The organism is Xanthobacter sp. AM11, from assembly GCF_047444035.1.
In the GTDB taxonomy this organism is placed as follows: Bacteria; Pseudomonadota; Alphaproteobacteria; order Rhizobiales; family Xanthobacteraceae; genus Xanthobacter.
Genome location: NZ_JBLAOA010000001.1, coordinates 2682980 through 2699927, shown reverse-complemented (window position 1 = coordinate 2699927; position 16948 = coordinate 2682980). Strand labels below are relative to the sequence as shown.

The 16948-nt window shown below is 69.4% G+C and carries 15 protein-coding genes; 3 read left to right on the top strand and 12 right to left on the bottom strand.

Annotated elements, in window-relative coordinates; genetic code table 11:
- Positions 1 to 23: 23 nt before the first annotated feature.
- Positions 24 to 1439: an alanine/glycine:cation symporter family protein gene (locus ACI7BZ_RS12465; RefSeq protein WP_414117467.1), complete on the bottom strand. Its 1416-nt coding sequence runs from the start codon at positions 1437 to 1439 to the stop codon at positions 24 to 26.
- A 219-nt stretch (positions 1440 to 1658) separates the two neighbouring features.
- Between ACI7BZ_RS12465 and dnaG the strand changes: the two genes are divergently transcribed.
- Positions 1659 to 3590: a DNA primase gene (dnaG, locus tag ACI7BZ_RS12460; protein WP_414117466.1), complete on the top strand. Its 1932-nt coding sequence runs from the start codon at positions 1659 to 1661 to the stop codon at positions 3588 to 3590.
- A gap of 251 nt (positions 3591 to 3841) precedes the next feature.
- The gene (rpoD, locus tag ACI7BZ_RS12455) at positions 3842 to 5842 is read left to right on the top strand and encodes an RNA polymerase sigma factor RpoD (RefSeq protein WP_414117465.1); all 2001 of its coding nucleotides are present in this window, start codon (positions 3842 to 3844) and stop codon (positions 5840 to 5842) included.
- A gap of 55 nt (positions 5843 to 5897) precedes the next feature.
- On the opposite strand, the gene ACI7BZ_RS12450 is transcribed toward rpoD, so the two are convergent.
- The 10 genes from ACI7BZ_RS12450 to ACI7BZ_RS12405 form a co-directional block, all read right to left on the bottom strand.
- A complete protein-coding gene (locus ACI7BZ_RS12450) occupies positions 5898 to 6155 on the bottom strand; it encodes a DUF2798 domain-containing protein (RefSeq protein WP_414117464.1) in 258 nt (85 codons plus the stop codon).
- Positions 6156 to 6486: 331 nt separating this feature from the next.
- Entirely contained in the window at positions 6487 to 7209 is a 723-nt protein-coding gene (locus ACI7BZ_RS12445) for an ABC transporter ATP-binding protein (protein ID WP_414117463.1), read from the bottom strand.
- Positions 7206 to 7955 carry an ABC transporter ATP-binding protein gene (locus tag ACI7BZ_RS12440; protein WP_414117462.1) on the bottom strand — a complete coding sequence of 250 codons (750 nt, stop codon included), beginning with the start codon at positions 7953 to 7955 and terminating at the stop codon, positions 7206 to 7208. Before ACI7BZ_RS12440 ends, ACI7BZ_RS12445 begins: the two co-directional genes overlap by 4 nt.
- Entirely contained in the window at positions 7948 to 8958 is a 1011-nt protein-coding gene (locus ACI7BZ_RS12435; RefSeq protein WP_414117461.1) for a branched-chain amino acid ABC transporter permease, read from the bottom strand. The genes ACI7BZ_RS12440 and ACI7BZ_RS12435 overlap by 8 nt, the downstream gene beginning before the upstream one ends.
- Positions 8955 to 9875: a branched-chain amino acid ABC transporter permease gene (locus ACI7BZ_RS12430; RefSeq protein WP_414117460.1), complete on the bottom strand. Its 921-nt coding sequence runs from the start codon at positions 9873 to 9875 to the stop codon at positions 8955 to 8957. Before ACI7BZ_RS12430 ends, ACI7BZ_RS12435 begins: the two co-directional genes overlap by 4 nt.
- A 233-nt stretch (positions 9876 to 10108) precedes the next feature.
- Positions 10109 to 11281 (bottom strand): ABC transporter substrate-binding protein, encoded by a 1173-nt coding sequence (locus tag ACI7BZ_RS12425; RefSeq protein WP_414119157.1) that lies wholly within the window; start codon positions 11279 to 11281, stop codon positions 10109 to 10111.
- 82 nt (positions 11282 to 11363) lie between these two features.
- On the bottom strand, positions 11364 to 11825 hold the full coding sequence (locus ACI7BZ_RS12420; protein WP_414117459.1) for an arsenate-mycothiol transferase ArsC: 462 nt from the start codon (positions 11823 to 11825) through the stop codon (positions 11364 to 11366).
- A gap of 6 nt (positions 11826 to 11831) precedes the next feature.
- Positions 11832 to 12326, bottom strand: a complete 495-nt coding sequence (locus ACI7BZ_RS12415; RefSeq protein WP_414117458.1) for a UPF0262 family protein — start codon at positions 12324 to 12326, stop codon at positions 11832 to 11834.
- Positions 12327 to 12331: 5 nt separating this feature from the next.
- Positions 12332 to 13636, bottom strand: a complete 1305-nt coding sequence (hisD, locus tag ACI7BZ_RS12410) for a histidinol dehydrogenase (protein ID WP_414117457.1) — start codon at positions 13634 to 13636, stop codon at positions 12332 to 12334.
- 84 nt (positions 13637 to 13720) lie between these two features.
- Positions 13721 to 14221, bottom strand: a complete 501-nt coding sequence (locus ACI7BZ_RS12405) for a DUF2948 family protein (protein ID WP_414117456.1) — start codon at positions 14219 to 14221, stop codon at positions 13721 to 13723.
- Positions 14222 to 14393: 172 nt separating this feature from the next.
- Between ACI7BZ_RS12405 and ACI7BZ_RS12400 the strand changes: the two genes are divergently transcribed.
- Complete coding sequence (locus ACI7BZ_RS12400; protein ID WP_414117455.1) at positions 14394 to 15869, top strand: alpha/beta hydrolase; 1476 nt, start codon at positions 14394 to 14396, stop codon at positions 15867 to 15869.
- 9 nt (positions 15870 to 15878) lie between these two features.
- On the opposite strand, the gene ACI7BZ_RS12395 is transcribed toward ACI7BZ_RS12400, so the two are convergent.
- Entirely contained in the window at positions 15879 to 16895 is a 1017-nt protein-coding gene (locus ACI7BZ_RS12395; protein ID WP_414117454.1) for an AI-2E family transporter, read from the bottom strand.
- Positions 16896 to 16948 lie beyond the last annotated feature (53 nt).

Here is a 16948-nt window from a genome sequence, read left to right as displayed (position 1 = left end):
CCGCTTGCGGGCCTGCCGCATCCCTATTTGCGGCTCCAGATCTGGGCATCCACCCCCGGCGGCAGGTCGGGCATGTCCTGCGCCACGAACACCGGCTCCAGCCCCGCCTTGCGCTTGGCCAGATAATCCTTCGCCAGCCGCGCCACGATGCCCGACAGCAGCACGATGGCCACCAGGTTGATGGACGCCATGAGCCCCATGGAGGCATCGGCGGTGTTGAACACCGTCGCCACGCTCTGCAGCGAGCCCCACACCACCATGGCCAGCAGCCCGCAGCGCAGGATGATCACCCCCGACACATGGCCGTGCCCGAGGAAGACCAGCGCATTTTCCGCATAGGAATAATTGCCGATGATGGAGGTGAAGGCGAAGAAGAAGATGGCGACGGCCACGAAATAGCGCCCCAGCCCGCCCACATGCACCTCCAGCGCCGCCTGGGTGAGCTGGGTGCCGGTGAGGTTCGGCCCCGGCTCCACGCCGGACAGGAGGATCAGCAAGGCGGTGGCGGTGCAGATGACGATGGTGTCGATGAACACCCCCAGCGACTGCACAAAGCCCTGGCTGACCGGATGGTGCGGGTCCGGCGTCGCCACCGCGGCGATGTTGGGGGCGCTGCCCATGCCCGCCTCGTTGGAGAACAGGCCGCGCTTCACCCCGTTGAGCATGGCCGCCGCCACCGAGCCCATGATGCCGCCCGCCGCCGGCTCCAGCCCGAAGGCGCTGCCGACGATGTGCCCCAGCATGGCGGGCACGACAGAGATGTGGGTCACCAGCGCGAACAGGGCGAGGCCCACATAGGCCAGCGCCATGAACGGCACCACCACTTCCGCGGTGCGGGCGATGGCGGAGATGCCGCCGAAGATGATGATTCCCGAAAGCGCGGCGATGACCAGGCCGGTGCCCAGCTTGGGCACGCCGAACGCGCCCTCCATCGCCTCGGCGATGGAATTGGCCTGCACCGCATTGAACACCAGCCCGAAGGACAGGATGAGGCAGACCGCAAAGATGGTGCCCGCCCACGGCGCCTTGAGGCCGGCGGCGATATAGAAGGCGGGGCCGCCGCGATAGCGCCCCTCGTCGTCCTTCACCTTGTAGAGCTGGGCCAGCGTGCTCTCGGCGAAGGCGGTGGCCATGCCCAGCGCCGCCACGATCCACATCCAGAAGATGGCGCCCGGCCCGCCGAGGGTGATGGCCACGGCGACGCCGGCGATGTTGCCGGTGCCCACCCGCGAGGCCAGCGAGGTGCACAGGGCCTGGAACGGGGTGATGCCGGACTTGTCGGTCTCGTTCGACCGCAGCACCGAACGCAGCATCTCGGGAAAATGCACGATCTGGATGAAGCGCAGCCGCAGGGTGAAATACACTCCCACCGCCAGCAGGCCGTAGATGAGGACATAGCCCCAGAACACGGTATTCAGGAAATCAATGATCCCATCCATGGCCCAGCCCCCGATTCCAGGGTCAGGCTAACCAGTGGTTGCCGCATGGTCCATCGTCCCGCGACGGGCCACGGGCCGGGCCGGCGGGAAATTCCGATTGTGGATAACGAGGAAAGCAGGCACGGCGGCGGGGCCGGCAATCGATTTTGGCTTGCGCCGCCGGAACCGGCTAGACTGGCCGGCCGGCGCCGAAACCGTCGCCCCGAGCTGATGATTCCCATGCGCTTTCCGCCCGCCTTCCTCGACGAGATCCGCGCCCGCCTGCCGGTGTCGGAAGTGGTGGGCCGGCGCGTCAAGCTGAAGAAGCAGGGGCGCGAGTTCGCCGGCCTCTCCCCCTTCAATGCGGAGAAGACGCCCTCCTTCTTCGTCAACGACCAGAAGGGCTTCTACCACTGCTTTTCCTCCGGCAAGCACGGCGACGTGTTCGACTTCCTGATGGAGACGGAGGGCCTGCCGTTCGCCGAGGCGGTGGAGCGGCTCGCCGCCATGGCCGGACTGGCGGTGCCCCAGGCAACGCCGGAGGCCGCGGCCAAGGAGCAGCGCCGGCGCACCCTGGTGGAGGTGATGGCCCTTGCCGCGCAGCATTACGAGGACACCCTCCAGTCGCGGCTGGGGGCGCGGGCGCGCGGCTACCTCGCCGATCGCGAGCTCGGCCCGGCGGCGCAGAAGCGGTTCGGCCTCGGCTATGCCGCCGCCGAGCGCTTCCACCTGAAGGAGGCGCTGGGCAAGCAGGGCGTGCCGGTGGAGGCCATGGTGGAGGCGGGCCTGCTCATCGCCGGCGACGACATTCCCGTGCCCTACGACCGCTTCCGCGACAGGGTGATGTTCCCCATCACCGACCTGCGCGGCCGCGTGGTGGCCTTCGGCGGCCGGGCGCTGGAGAAGGATGTTCCGGCCAAATACCTCAATTCCCCGGAAACGCCGCTCTTCCACAAGGGATCGCTGCTCTACAACGGATTTGCCGCGCGGGGCGCGGCGCAGGCCGGTGGCCGCGTCATTGCCGTGGAAGGCTACGTGGACGTGATCGCCATGGTGGAGGCCGGCTTTGCCGCCACCGTCGCCCCCCTCGGCACGGCCCTGACCGAGGAGCAGCTGCAGCTGCTCTGGCGCATGTCCGAGGAACCGCTGCTGCTGTTCGACGGCGACAAGGCCGGCCGGCGCGCCGCCCATCGCGCCATGGACCTCGCCCTGCCCCATCTGAAGGCCGGGCGCAGCCTCGCCTTCGCCGCTTTGCCCGAGGGGCAGGACCCCGACGACCTGATCCGCCGCTCCGGCCGCGAGGCCATGGAGCAGGTGCTGGCGCAGGCCCGCCCCCTGGCCGACGAATTGTGGCTGCGCGAGCGCGAGGCCGCCGCCCTCGACACCCCCGAGCGCCGGGCGGCGCTGGAGGCGCGCCTGCAGGACCTGGTGGGGGTGATCGCCGACGAGACGGTGCGCAAGCACTACCGGCAGGAGCTGATGGGACGCTTTTCCGCTTTGGTGAACCCGCAGGGCACGGGCCAGCGGCGGGACCGGAGGGACGGCGCACGGGAAGGCTGGCAGCCGGGCCTGCGCAGCGGCCGGGGCGGGCGCGGCGCCCCCTCCGCCCCGCCGCTGGTTCCCCGCAGCGGCGAGATCGCCCGCAGCGCGCTGGTGCGCGGGCCCATGGCCGCCCTGCCGCGCAACGAGGCCTTGCTGCTGTTCTGCCTCATCAACCACCCCTTCCTGCTGGACGAGCTGGGCGAGGAGGCCTCGGCCCTGCCCTTCGCCAACCCGGAGGGCGACCGCCTGCGGCAGGTGCTGATCGCCGCCCACCTGGAAGGCCTCGACGCCGAGGCGGTGGCGGAACGGCTGGGACGGGCGGACCTGGAAGCGCTGACGCGGCGGGTACGCGCCCTCGCCAACCCCCGCCACGACTGGCCAGCCTATCCCGATACCGCACCGAATGATGTGCGGCTCTGGTGGCACCAGCGCACGGCCTTGCATCACAAGGCCCACGCGCTATCTAAGGAGCTCAAGGAAGCCGAGCGCAGCCTGGGGGAGGACCCGAGCGAGGCCAATTTCGCCTGGCTCAGGGACGTGCGCGAGCGACTTTCGGCCATAGAGGGAACCGAGGCCCTGGTGGAAGGGTTCGGTGCCTCCTCCGGCCGGGCGTCGGCACGGTCTGTCTAGAATATGGGCCGCTTATGGCGGCACGTGGGCGCATGGGCTTAATTTGGCCAGAACCGGATGGCATCCGCGCTGGCATACTGATGGAAGGCAGCCTGCCGCATCGACCATAGGGGTTGGAAGCGCGTTCAGGCTGGTTTAACGGGATGGCGTCAAAGAAGCCGCTCCCGAGCGCAAGGGCAAAAGGTGGCGAGGCCGAGGGGCCGCGCCGCCGTTCTGCTGTTGGCAGTCGGCGGGATCAGCAGGAGAAGTCCATGGCGAAGCAATCTTCCGAGACGACCGAGGCTCCCGAGAAGGAGACTGACGCGCCCGACGGGCCGTTGCTCGACCTCTCGGACGCTGCTGTCCGGAAGATGATCAAGAATGCCAAGCGCCGTGGCTATGTGACCTACGAGCAGCTCAACGAGGTGATGCCTTCCGAGGAGGTCACGTCCGAGCAGATCGAGGACACCCTGGCGATGCTCAACGATATGGGCATCAATGTCATCGAGGCCGAGGAGGCCGAGGCCGAGGAGGGCACCGAGGAGGCCGAGACGGTCGAGGAGCCCGAGGAGGCGGAGGGCGGCGAGCTCGCCGAGCCCGCCCCGCGCGCGGTCGCCCGTTCCGAAACCAAGTCCGAGCCGGCCGAGCGCACCGACGATCCGGTGCGCATGTACCTGCGCGAGATGGGCTCGGTGGAGCTGCTCTCCCGCGAGGGCGAAATCGCCATCGCCAAGCGCATCGAGGCCGGCCGCGAAGCCATGATCGCCGGCCTGTGCGAGAGCCCCCTCACCTTCCAGGCCATCATCATCTGGCGCGACGAGCTGACCGAAGGCCGCGTGCTCTTGCGCGACATCATCGACCTTGAGGCCACCTACGCCGGCCCCGAGGGCAAGAACCCGCCGGCCGCCCTGGGCGACGAGGCGGCCCTCGCCCCCGACGCCGGCGAAGACGGCCTGCTGGGCGACGGCGCCGGGCCGGAGGGCGAGGAGGACGACATGGAGAATTCCATGTCGCTCGCCGCCATGGAGGCCGAGATCAAGCCGAAGGTGCTGGAAACCTTCGACCGCATCGCTTCCAGCTACACCAAGCTGCGGCGCCTGCAGGACCAGAACGTCGAATCCAAGCTGAAGAACGAGACCCTCTCGCCGGCGCAGGAGCGCAAGGCGAAGAAGCTGAAGGAAGACCTCGTCGGCGACGTGAAGAGCCTGTCCCTCAACCAGGCCCGCATCGACGCCCTGGTGGAGCAGCTCTACGAGATCAACAAGCGCCTCGTGGGCCTGGAGGGTCGCCTGCTGCGCCTCTCCGACAGCTATGGCGTGACCCGCGACGACTTCCTGAAGAATTATATCGGCTCGGAGCTGGACCCCAAGTGGGTGCTGCGCGTCTCCAAGCTCGGCTCGCGCGGCTGGAAGGGCTTCGTCGCCCACGAGAAGGACACCATCCGCGACCTGCGCGGCGACATCCACGGCCTCGCCACCGAGACGGGCCTGGAAATCTCCGAGTTCCGCAAGATCGTGCAGATGGTGCAGAAGGGCGAGAAGGAAGCCCGCCAGGCGAAGAAGGAAATGGTGGAGGCCAATTTGCGCCTCGTCATCTCCATCGCCAAGAAGTACACGAACCGCGGCCTGCAGTTCCTGGACCTGATCCAGGAAGGCAACATCGGCCTCATGAAGGCGGTGGACAAGTTCGAGTACCGCCGCGGCTACAAATTCTCCACCTATGCCACCTGGTGGATTCGCCAGGCCATCACGAGGTCCATCGCCGACCAGGCGCGCACCATCCGCATTCCCGTGCACATGATCGAGACGATCAACAAGATCGTGCGCACGAGCCGGCAGATGCTGCACGAGATCGGCCGCGAGCCCACCCCGGAGGAGCTGGCCGAGAAGCTCGGCATGCCGCTGGAGAAGGTGCGCAAGGTGCTGAAGATCGCCAAGGAGCCCATCTCCCTCGAAACGCCCATCGGCGACGAGGAGGACAGCCACCTCGGCGACTTCATCGAGGACAAGAACGCCATCCTGCCCATCGACGCGGCGATCCAGAGCAATCTTCGTGAAACGACGACGCGCGTTCTCGCGTCGTTGACCCCGCGCGAGGAACGGGTTCTGCGCATGCGCTTCGGCATCGGCATGAACACCGACCACACGCTGGAAGAAGTGGGCCAGCAATTCTCGGTGACCCGCGAGCGCATCCGCCAGATCGAGGCCAAGGCCCTGCGCAAGCTCAAGCATCCGAGCCGCTCGCGCAAGCTCAGGTCGTTCCTGGACAATTGAGCGCACGACGCGACCAGACGAAAAGGCGGCCCCCGGGCCGCCTTTCTTTTTGGTGCTACCGCGCCGGCGCCTCCACCACGAAGGCGACGATGCGGCGGACCACGGGCAGGACCAGCAGCAGCGTCGGGAACGCCACGAGCCAGGACAAGCCCCAGGCCGTCGGCCAGGTGGCGAGGAAGTCCGGGCCGAAGCCCAGGCTCTTTGCGGTGGCGATGGCGGAGACCACAAAGGTCATCAGCACCGACAGCACGAGCGGCATGACGATGCCGGCATAGCGCGCCGGCAGCTTGCGGGAGGGGGTGGAAGAGGCCATCTGGGCCATCCTTCTTCGGACGGTCCCGGCAGGTCCGGCTTGCGATGCGCATCCGGCCGGCCTGGGACCGGGTTGGATGCGTTGCCTGACGTCGGACGCTTACGGCGCCGCCAGAGGCGGGCGCAGCCCCAAAGACCACCGATCACCGCGCGCCGTCAAGCCCCTGGAGCGCGACCCGCCCCTATGGAGCCGCGCCGCGACTCCATAGGGGCGGTGAATCGCCCTTTAAACTCAGAAAAGAGAACGCGTTGGCCGATCAGCTTGCGATGCGAGCCGAACGGCGCGTGCTCCAGCGCAATGCCGCGCCCCTGGGCGCATGGCGCCCGCCTGCTCACACCCCCAGCAGCCGCGCCGCCAGAGCTGCATCCGCCGCGAAAGCCGCGGCCGGGCCGGCATGCACCACGCGGCCCTTCTCCATCACCGCCACGCCGTCGCACAGCTGCGCCAGCGCGGAAACGTGCTTGTCGATGACCAGCAGCGACAGCCCCTCCCCCTTCAGCACCGCGAGCACGGCCCAGATTTCCGCGCGGATCAGCGGGGCGAGCCCCTCCGTCGCCTCGTCGAGGATGAGCAGGCGCGGGTTCGTCATCAGCGCCCGGCCGATGGCCAGCATCTGCTGCTCGCCGCCGGAAATGGCATTGCCATAATGCCGCCGCCGCTCGGCAAGGCGCGGGAACAGGCCGTAGACCCGCTCCAGCGTCCAGGGCGCGAGGCCGGGGCGCGCAGGGGCGGCGGTGGCCACAAGGTTCTCCTCCACCGTCAGGGTGGGGAAGATCTGCCGCCCCTCCGGCACCAGCCCGATGCCGAGCCGGGCCATGCGGTGGGGCTTCAGCCCGCGCACCTCCATCCCGTCGAAGACGATGCCGCCGCCGGCCGGCAAAAGGCCCATGACGGCCCGCACCGTGGTGGTCTTGCCCATGCCGTTGCGCCCCATCAGTGCCAGCGCGCCGCCGGCGGGCACGGCGAGATCCACGCCGAACAGCACCGGGCTTGCACCATAGCCGGCAGTGAGGGCGCGGACGCAAAGCAGATCGCCGGGGCGCGGATCGCTCATGCCCCGTCCCCCAGATAGGCCGCCTTCACCGCCGCATCGGCGCGCACCTGGTCCGGCGTGCCGCAGGCGATGATGCGGCCGGCCACCAGCACGCTGATGCGGTGGGCCAGGCGGAACACCGCATCCATGTCGTGCTCCACCAGCAGAATGGCATGGCTGCGTCCCAGCCGCTCCAGCAGGCCCACCATGGCGGCGGATTCCGCCGGGCCGGTGCCGGCCATGGGCTCGTCCAGCAGCAGCAGGCGCGGGCGGCCGGCGAGCGCCATGGCCAGCTCCAGCGCCCGCTTCTCCCCGTGGCTGAGGCCGCCGGCGGGCGCGGCGGCGCGGGCGGCCAGGCCCACCTCGGCCAACAGGCGCCCCGCCTGCGCCTGCGCCTCGCCATCGGCACTGGCGGGCCGCACCAGGCGGAAGGTGCGGCGCCGGGCCGCCATCACCGCCAGCGCCACATTCTCCGCCGCGGTGAAGCCGGGAAAGATGGAGGTGATCTGGAAGGCGCGCGACAGGCCCAGCCGCGCCCGCCGGTGCACCGGCAGGCGGGTGATGTCGGCGCCGGCGAAGCGGATGGTGCCGGCATCGGGCATGACCTCGCCGGCAATCTCGCCCACCAGCGTGGACTTGCCGGCGCCGTTGGGGCCGATGAGGGCGTGGATCTCCCCCGTGCGCACCTCAAGATCCACCCCGGCCGTCACCGCCAGCGCGCCGAAGGACTTGGCGAGGCCGGAAATCTGCAGAAGCGCCTCAGCCATCGCGCCGGCCCCCCATCAGGGCGGCGAGGCCGCGCACCTTCCCCGCAACCGCGGCGAGGCCGCCGCGCAGACCCTTCGTGGGCGAGGCGAGGCCGCCGCGCAGACTCTTCATGGGCGAGGCGAGGCCGCCGCGCCCCAGCACCAAAAGCACCAGCAGCGGGCCGAACAGGATGCGCCAGTGCTCGGTGAGACGGGACAGCCCCTCCTCCACCAGCACCACCCCCAGCGCCCCCGCCACCGGGCCCAGCACCGTGCCCGCGCCGCCCGCGACCACCATCACGATCAGCTCGGCGGAGCGGTGCCAGGAGAGATAGGCCGGGCTGACAAATTCCGTCAGATTGGCATAGAGCGCGCCGGAAAGCCCCGCCAGCGCCCCGGCGATGGCGAAGGCGACCAGGCGGTAGGGATAGGGGTCCACCCCCAGCGCCCGCAGCCGCCGCTCGTTCTGCTTGCCTGCCGACAGCACCCGCCCGAAGGGCGAGCGCGCCAGCATGCGGCAGGCCAGCACCGTGGCGGCCAGAAGGCCCAGCACCACAAAATGGAAGGTGGCCGGGTCCTTCAGCCAGCGCCGGCCGGCCACGGTGGAGCGCGCCGCCAGCGACAGCCCGTCGTCGCCGCCATAGGCCGAAAGGCTCTGCGCCACGAAGAAGGCCATCTGGCCGAAGGCCAGAGTGATCATGATGAAATAGACGCCCCGCGTCTTCAGCGAGACCGCGCCGGTGACCAGCGCGAACACGCCCGCCGCCGCCATGGCCAGGGGGAAGGCGAGAAGAGCGTCGCGCGTGCCCTCCTCCATGGCGATGCCCACCGCATAGGCGCCGATGCCCATGGCCGCCGCATGGCCGAAGGAGACAAGCCCGCCCGGCCCCAGGATGAAGCCGAGGCTCGTGGCCGCCAGGGCATAGATCATGCCCCGCGCCACCAGCGTCAGGGTGGGCGCGTCGCCGAAGGCCGGCACCAGGGCAAGGCCGCCGAACAGGAGAAGGGGCGCCAGCCGCGTCATGCCGGCGCCGGAAACAGGCCGCGCGGGCGGAAGAACAGCACCAGCGCCATCAAAAGGTAGACGCTCATGGAGGCGAGCGCCGGCCCCGCCGCGCTGGCCGCCGGGGCCGACATCACCAGCTTGAGGATGTCGGTGAGGAAGGAGCGGCCCAGCGTGTCGATCAGCCCCACCAGCAGCGCCGCCACGAACGCCCCGCGGATGGAGCCGATGCCGCCGATGACGATGACCACGAAGGCGAGGATGAGCAGCCCCTCCCCCATGCCCGGCTCCACCGAAAGGATCGGCCCCGCCATGGCCCCGGCGAAGGCCGCCAGCATGGCGCCGAAGGCGAAGATGCGGGCGAACAGGCCGGCGATGTCCACCCCCAGGGCCGAAACCATGGGCGCGTTGGTGGCCCCCGCCCGCAGCAGCATGCCGGTACGGGTGCGCGTCACCAGCACATAGAGCAGCCCCGCCACGCCGAGCCCGGCGCCGATGAGCACCAGCCGGTAGACCGGATAAGTGATGCCCTCCATGAGCCGGACCGAGCCGGAGAGCGCCTGCGGCATGGGAATGGCGAGGGGCGCCGAGCCCCACGCCATCTTCACCGCCTCGCTCACGAACAGGATGACGCCGAAGGTGGCCAGCACCTGCTCCAGATGGTCGCGGCCATAGAGCGGCCGGATGACGAGGCGCTCCAGCACCAGCCCCAGCGCCAAAGCGGCGGCAAGCGCCAGCGGCAGGCCCAGCCAGAAGCTGCCGGTGAGCGCCGTGGCGGTGACCATGAGATAGGCGCCCAGCATGTATTGCACGCCATGGGCGAGGTTGATCACGTCCATCACCCCGAACACCAGCGTCAGCCCCGCCGCCACCAGGAACAGGAGGATGCCGAGCTGCAGCCCGTTGAGGATCTGGACGAGGAGGAGGGTGAGGCTCATGGGGAGGGCGGAGACGAGGGCTGGATTGAGGGCCGAGTGAATGGTGCCGCCACCTCACTGCCGTCATCCCCCGGCTTGTCCGGGGGATCCATGGTGCGGCGGGACACGTGACCAGGTGGCTGGCCGCGGAACAACGACGGGGTGGATGCCCCGGACAAGCCGGGGCATGACGGCGGGAAATATCGGCACCGGCACTGTCTCCCTCAGGCAGGAGGGAGAAGAGATGCCCTCTCTCACTTCATGTCGCACTTGTCCGCATAGGCGTCGCCATAATTGGAGAACACCTTCTCCGCCACCATGGTTTCCACCTTGCCGTCGGCGCGCTTGCCCACCTTCACCAGGTAGAAATTCTGGATGGGGAACTGGTTGGTGTTGAACTTGAAGTCGCCGCGCACGCTGGCGAAGTCCGCTTTCTTCAGCGCCGCGCGCACCGCCGCCTTGTCGGCGGTCTTGCCGCCGGTGGCCTTCAGCGCGCTGTCGATGAGCTTGGCCGCATCATAGCCCTGCGCCGCATAGAGGGCGGGGATGTAGCCATATTCCTTCTCGAACGCCGCCACGAACGCCGTGTTGGCCGGCACGTCGAGATCCGGCGCCCAGGCGGCGCCGGAGAAGAAGCCCAGCGCCGCCTCGCCGGTGGCGGGCAGGGTCGTCTCGTCCACCGTGAAGGCGGAGAGGAAGGGCGTCGAGCCGGCAAGGCCGGCCTGCCGGTATTGCTTCACGAGATTCACGCCCATGCCGCCGGGCATGAAGGTGAAGACCGCATCGGGCTTCAGCGCGGCGATCTTGGCCAGCTCGGCGGAGAAATCCAGCTGGCCGAGCTGGGTATAGATCTCGTCCGCCACCTCGCCCTTGAAATAGCGCTTGAAGCCTGCCAGCGAATCCTTGCCCGCCTGATAGTTGGGGGCCATCAGAACAACCTTCCTGAACCCCTTCTGCTGGGCATACTGGCCCAACACTTCGTGGTTCTGATCGTTCTGGTAGGAGGCGGAGAAGAAGAACGGGCTGCACCCGGCACCGGCGATGGTGGAGGGGCCGGCATTGCCGGAGATGAGGAAGGTCTCGCTGGCCGTCACCGGCTTGGCCACCGCGCCCATCACGTTGGAGAAGACCACGCCGGCCACGAAATCCACCTTGTCGCGCTCCAGAAGGCCCTTCACCTTCTGTACGGCGATGTCGGGCTTCAGTTCGTCGTCCACGACGATCACCTGCGTCTCCTGCCCGCCGAGCTTGCCGCCCATCTCCTTCACCGCCAGCAGGAAGCCGTCGCGCATGTGCTGGCCGAGCACGGCGGAGGGGCCGGAGAGGGTGGAAACGAGGCCCACCTTCACCGGGTCCGCGGCGGCCGCGCCGGCGCAGGCGAGCGCCCCGGCAAGGACGGTGGAGGCGAGAAGTCCCTTGAGCTGCATGGCGGAAAGGTCCCCACAAATGGTCACGACGTGCCGGCACCCTTGCAGAGGCCCGGGCCGGGCACAAGGTGGAAGACGCCGGTCATGGCTGGCGGAAGCGCGCACGGATGCGCTGCTCCAGCTCGTCCCGCACGGCGCGGTAGGCGTCGAGCCGCTGGGCGCGGTTGCCGGCTTCGCGGGAGGGGTCGGAGGTGGGCCAGTATTCCACATCCAGCGCGTTGGTGCGGGTGATCTCCAGCGCCCGGTGGTGCGCATCCGGCGACAGGGAGATGGCGAGGTCGAAGCCGAGGCCCTCGTATTCCTCCAGTTCCTCCACGCTCTGCGGCCGGTGTTTCTTCACGTCGAGGCCGATCTCCTCCATCACCGCCGTGACGAAGGGGTCGGCCTCCCCGGCGATGACGCCGGCCGAGCCCACGTAGATCGACTTGCCGAACAGGTGCCGGGTGAGGGCCGCGGCCATCACCGAGCGCACCACATTCTGCCCGCAGATGAAGAGAACCGATTGCGGCCGCGCTGAGCGCTTCGACGCCGCAGGGGGCTCCATGGCCGCTCAGCCTTTCCAGTGCAGGGCGCAGATCAGCGTGAACAGACGCCGGGCGGTGTCGAAATCCAGCTCCACCTTGCCTTCGAGGCGCTCCTGCAACAGCGTCGAACCCTCGTTGTGCAAGCCGCGCCGGCCCATGTCGATGGCTTCGATCTGGCTGGGGGAGGCGCTGCGGATGGCGTTGTAATAGCTTTCGCAGACCAGAAAATAGTCCTTCACCACCTTGCGGAAGGGGGTGAGGGACAGGTGATGCTGCACCACCTGGTCGCCGCTCTCGCGCTTGATGTCCAGCACCAGCCGGCTTTCCATCAGCGAGATGTGCAGCGCATAGGGCCCCGTTCCGGGGTCGCCGACGGGCTGGAAGCTGTTGTCGGCCACCAGATCCCAGATGGCGGTGGCGCGCTCGTGCTCGATGTCCGGGCTGGCATGGCCGATGGACCCCTCGTCGAGGGTCACCGCGCTGAGGCGGGTGGGCGAACGCGCGTTGGCTGTCTCGGTCATGCCCGTCAGGCTCCCGGCCGGGAATTGGTGCGGATGAGCACGGAACGGCCGTGGGCATCGAGCCGCTCCACCGCCGCGAGGCGCACGGCCGCCGGCCCCAGCACCCCGAGCGCGTCCGCATCGAGCTTCAGGATGGAGGTGCGCTTCATGAAGTCGAGCACGCAGAGGCCCGAGGAGAAGCGCGCCGAACGGGCGGTGGGGAGCACGTGGTTGGTGCCGCCCACATAGTCGCCGATGGCCTCCGGGGTCCAGGCGCCGATGAAGATGGCGCCGGCATGCCGCACCCGGGCGGCCAGGGCGTCCGCATCCGCCGCATGGATCTCCAGGTGCTCGGGGGCGATCCGGTCCACCAGGGGAATGGCGGCGGAAAGGTCCGGCACCAGGATGATGGCGCCGTGGTCGCGCCAGGAGGCGGAGGCGATGGCGACCCGCGGCAGGGTCGCGAGCATGCCCTCCACCGCCTTCTCCACCTGCTGCGCCAGCTCCGGCGAGGAGGTGACGAGGATGGACTGGGCCGCGGTGTCGTGCTCGGCCTGGGCGAGGAGGTCGGCGGCGATGAAATCGGCGCTGGCGTCAGCATCGGCGAGGATCAGCACCTCGGAGGGGCCGGCCACCATGTCGATGCCCACCTTGCCGAACACCTGCCGCTTGGCCGCCGCCACATAAGCGTTGCCGGGGCCGACGATCTTGTCCACCGGGGCGATGGTGGCGGTGCCGTAGGCCAGGGCCGCCACCGCCTGGGCGCCGCCCACGCGATACACCTCATGCACCCCGGCAAGGCGCGCGGCGGCCAGCACCAGGGGCGCGATCTGCCCGTCCGGCGCCGGCACCACCATGACGATGCGCGGCACGCCCGCCACCTGGGCCGGCACCGCATTCATCAGCACCGAGGAGGGATAGGCCGCGGTGCCGCCGGGCACATAGAGCCCCACCGCGTCCACGCTGGTCCAGCGGTGCCCCAGTACCACGCCGGTGGCGTCCGTATAGGTCTCGTCCGCCGGTTTCTGGCGGGCATGGTGGCTTTCGATGCGGGCCTTGGCGAAGGCGAGGGCCGCGCGGGTCTCCTCGGGAATGGAGGCGAGGGCGGCGTCCAGCTCGGCATCGCTCACGCGCAGGCCCAGCGCCTCAAGGTCCACCCGGTCGAAGGTGCGGGAGAAATCCACGAGGGCGGCATCGCCGCGCGCGCGCACGTCGGCGATGATGGCGGCCACCTGCTCCTGCACGTCCACCGACGCCTCGCGCTTGGAGCCGAGGAAGGCGGTGAAGCGTTCAGGAAAATCGGGCTGTTCGGCAGAAAGACGGATCGGCATGTCGCCTTGCTAGATCAGGTTCGCGCGCGAGGGAAGCCCCGCCGTCCGCGACCTTGCGCGCAGCCGTGCCGGAGATCGGGACCCTCAGGCCGCGTCGTCGGTCCCCGCGCGGGGGCTCTTCTGGGCGCCATCGGCGGCCGGGGCGCCCAGAGGATCAGGCGCCACATGCTTGGGCGTATGGGCGCAGCCCCAGGCCGGGCCGAGATCGCGCAGGCCCGCCTCGATGCATTCCACCTCCAGCCGCACCTCGGCACCGCCGGAAAAGGTCAGCAGCACGTAGCCGGACGGTGCATCGGCCGGAATGAAGGTGACGGCCAGAAGGTTCAGCACGCCGGTGCGCTGGGCCTCGGCCATGCCGCGGCACTTCACGTCCCGCACCCGCTCGAAATGCAGGCCGGTGCGCCGGCGCACGGTTTCGTTGGCCAGCACCTTCTGGTCCCAGTCGAAGCGGTTGAGCAGCATGGCAAAGCGCTGCGACCGGGGCAGGAAGCCCATGTCCACCATCTTCACCACCGCATCCTGCAGATGGGCGGAAACGATGGCGAGGTCTTCCTCGTCGAGGGCGATGAGCTTCAGGTTTTCCATGGGCTTGCTGCCTCTCCGGGGCATGGTTGGCAGATAGCGACGCAAGGCCCCCGCTGCAAGGGGGGCGCTTGCCCCGGGCGTCGAAAAGGCTCAAGCGCCCGCTTGCGCAGCCGCCACCTTGCCCGGCCCGCGCAGCCGTATAGGCTCGCGCGCAACGGGGGGCGGAAGCGACATGGGATTGTTCGGCGGGCTCTGGCGGGGCGCAGGGCGCATGGTGAAGCTCGCGGGGCTGCTGGTGCTCGCCATCGTCGCCACCATCTTCGTGGTGCGGGCGGTGGATTCCCAGCGCGGCCCGCCGCTGGACCCCTGGCACACCTTCGTGCCGCCGGAGCTGAGCCGCGCCGAGCTGGACCGGGCCGACCTTGCCGCCTACCTCGCGGCGGAGGACAAGGCCTTCGCGGCCGTGCGCACCCATGTGACGGACGATCTGACCCCGCCCGAGCGGGTGCGCTTCAACCGCTATTTCGCCGGAAGCCCCATCTACCCCGGCCGCTTCGCCCAGGATTTCAACCGCACCTATGTGCTGGAGCCGGAAGGCCCGCCGGTGGGGGCGGCGGTGTTCCTGCACGGGCTCACCGATTCGCCCTACAGCCTGCGGCATGTGGCCCGGCGCTATGCGGCGCGCGGCTTCCTCGCCATCGTGCTGCGCCTGCCGGGTCACGGCACCGTGCCCGGGGCGCTGACCCGGACCAACCATGAGGACTGGACCGCCGCCACGCGCCTGGCCATGCGCGAGGCCCGCCGCCGGGTGGGGCCGGACAAGCCGGTGCATCTGGTGGGCTATTCCAATGGCGGTGCGCTCGCCCTCCTGCATGCGCTCGATGCGCTGGAAGACCCCGCCCTCGTCGCCCCGGCGCGCATCGTGCTGTTCTCGCCCATGGTGGGGGTGACGGCATTCGCGCGCTTCTCCGGCCTCGCCGCTTTGCCCTCGCTCTTCCCCGCCTTCGCCAAGGCCGCGTGGCTGAATCTCATTCCCGAGTTCAACCCGTTCAAATACAATTCCTTTCCAGTGAAGGCGGCGCGCCAGTCCTTCCTGCTGACGCGGGCGCTGCAGTCCAGCCTGGACCGGCACATGCGCGCCGGGCGCCTCACGGGGCTGGCTCCGGTGCTCACCTTCCAGTCGGTGCTCGACCACACGGTGAGCACCCGGGCGGTGATCGATGAGCTCCACGCCCGGCTGGACGACAACGGCAGCGAGCTGGTGCTGTTCGACATCAACCGCAACACCAGCTTCGAGGACCTTCTGACGGCGCGCGCCGACACCGCTCTGGCCCGCCTGCTGCCGCCGGCACCGCGGCGCTTCCGCACCGCCCTCATCACCAATGCGGCGCCCGGCACCGAAGCCATGGTGCTGCGGGTGACGCCCGCGGGCAGCACGCAGGAGGCGGTGGAGGAGCTGGGCCTCGCCTATCCGCACGATGTCTATTCCCTGTCCCACGTGGCCCTGCCCTTCCCGCTGGAGGACGGGCTCTACGGCCTAAAGCCCGACCCCGCGGACGCCTTCGGCATCCGCCTCGGCAACATCGCCGCGCGGGGGGAATATGGGGCGCTGGTGGTGGGCGTGGACATGCTGGTGCGCATGTCCTCCAACCCCTTCTTCCCTTATGTGCTGGAGCGGGTGGAGGCGGGCCTGCCGCCGCGCCCCTGAGAGCTCACCTCACGCCTCCTCCGGCGCCGGTTGGCCGCAGAACAGGTCCGCCACCACGCGGGCGCTGGGGTGGTGGGCGCACAAGGTGAGCCCGGCGATGAGGATGGGCACGCCGATGAAGGCGCCGGCAATGCCCCACAGGAAGGCGAAGGCAAACACCGAGAACAGCACCAGGAAAGGCGACACCGCCAGCGCCTTGCCGGCCAGGCGCGGCTCGATATAGCTGCCGGAGAGGAACTGGATGATATTGAGGCAGACGAACACGAACAGCGCCATCTCCCACGATTCGAACTGCACCAGCGCGAACAGGGTGGGCAAAAGGGTGGCGGTGAACGGGCCGATGAAGGGCACATAGTTCAGCGCGAAGGCGATGGCGCCCCAGGCCAGCGCCAGCTCCAGCCCGGCGGTGAGGGTGAACAGCCATACCACCAGGCCGGTGGCGATGCTCATGAGCGTGCGCACCATCATATATTTCTGCAGCTTCACCGCCATGTCGGCCAGGGCCGGGCCGAGGAAGGCCACCCGCCCCGTCCGTGCAAGGCGCGCCAGCTGGCTGCGCATGGCATCCACCTCCAGAAGCCCCAGCAGCACATAGACGAGGGTGAAGACGAGGAAGCTCGCCAGCCCCTGCAGCCGGCCGGACAGGTCCTGGAACAGGCGCAGCAGCCAGCGCACGTCGAAATGCTCGGTGACGAGGCCCGCCAGCACGAAGCCGTGGCCTTCCAGCCAGATGCCGGCCTGGGCATAGAGCGCCTGGAACCGCGCCGCATTCTGGAACACCCAGGCGCCCACATGGCTGAAGCCCCACACCACCACCGAGGACACCCCGCCCACCACCAGCAGGGTCACCACCAGGGTGGCCAGCACGGCGACCAGCTTCGGCATCCGCCGCTCCAGGGCGCCCTGGAGCGGATAGACCACCGCGATCACGAACAAGGCGAAGACCACCGGGGCCAGAAGCGTGCGCGCCAGATGCAGCGCGACGCACACCACCACGGCCGCCACCAGACCCAGAAGAACCCTCATGTCGTCCCCTCCCCGGCGGCGGTGCCGCCTGCGCCGCTTAACGCAGCGTGCGG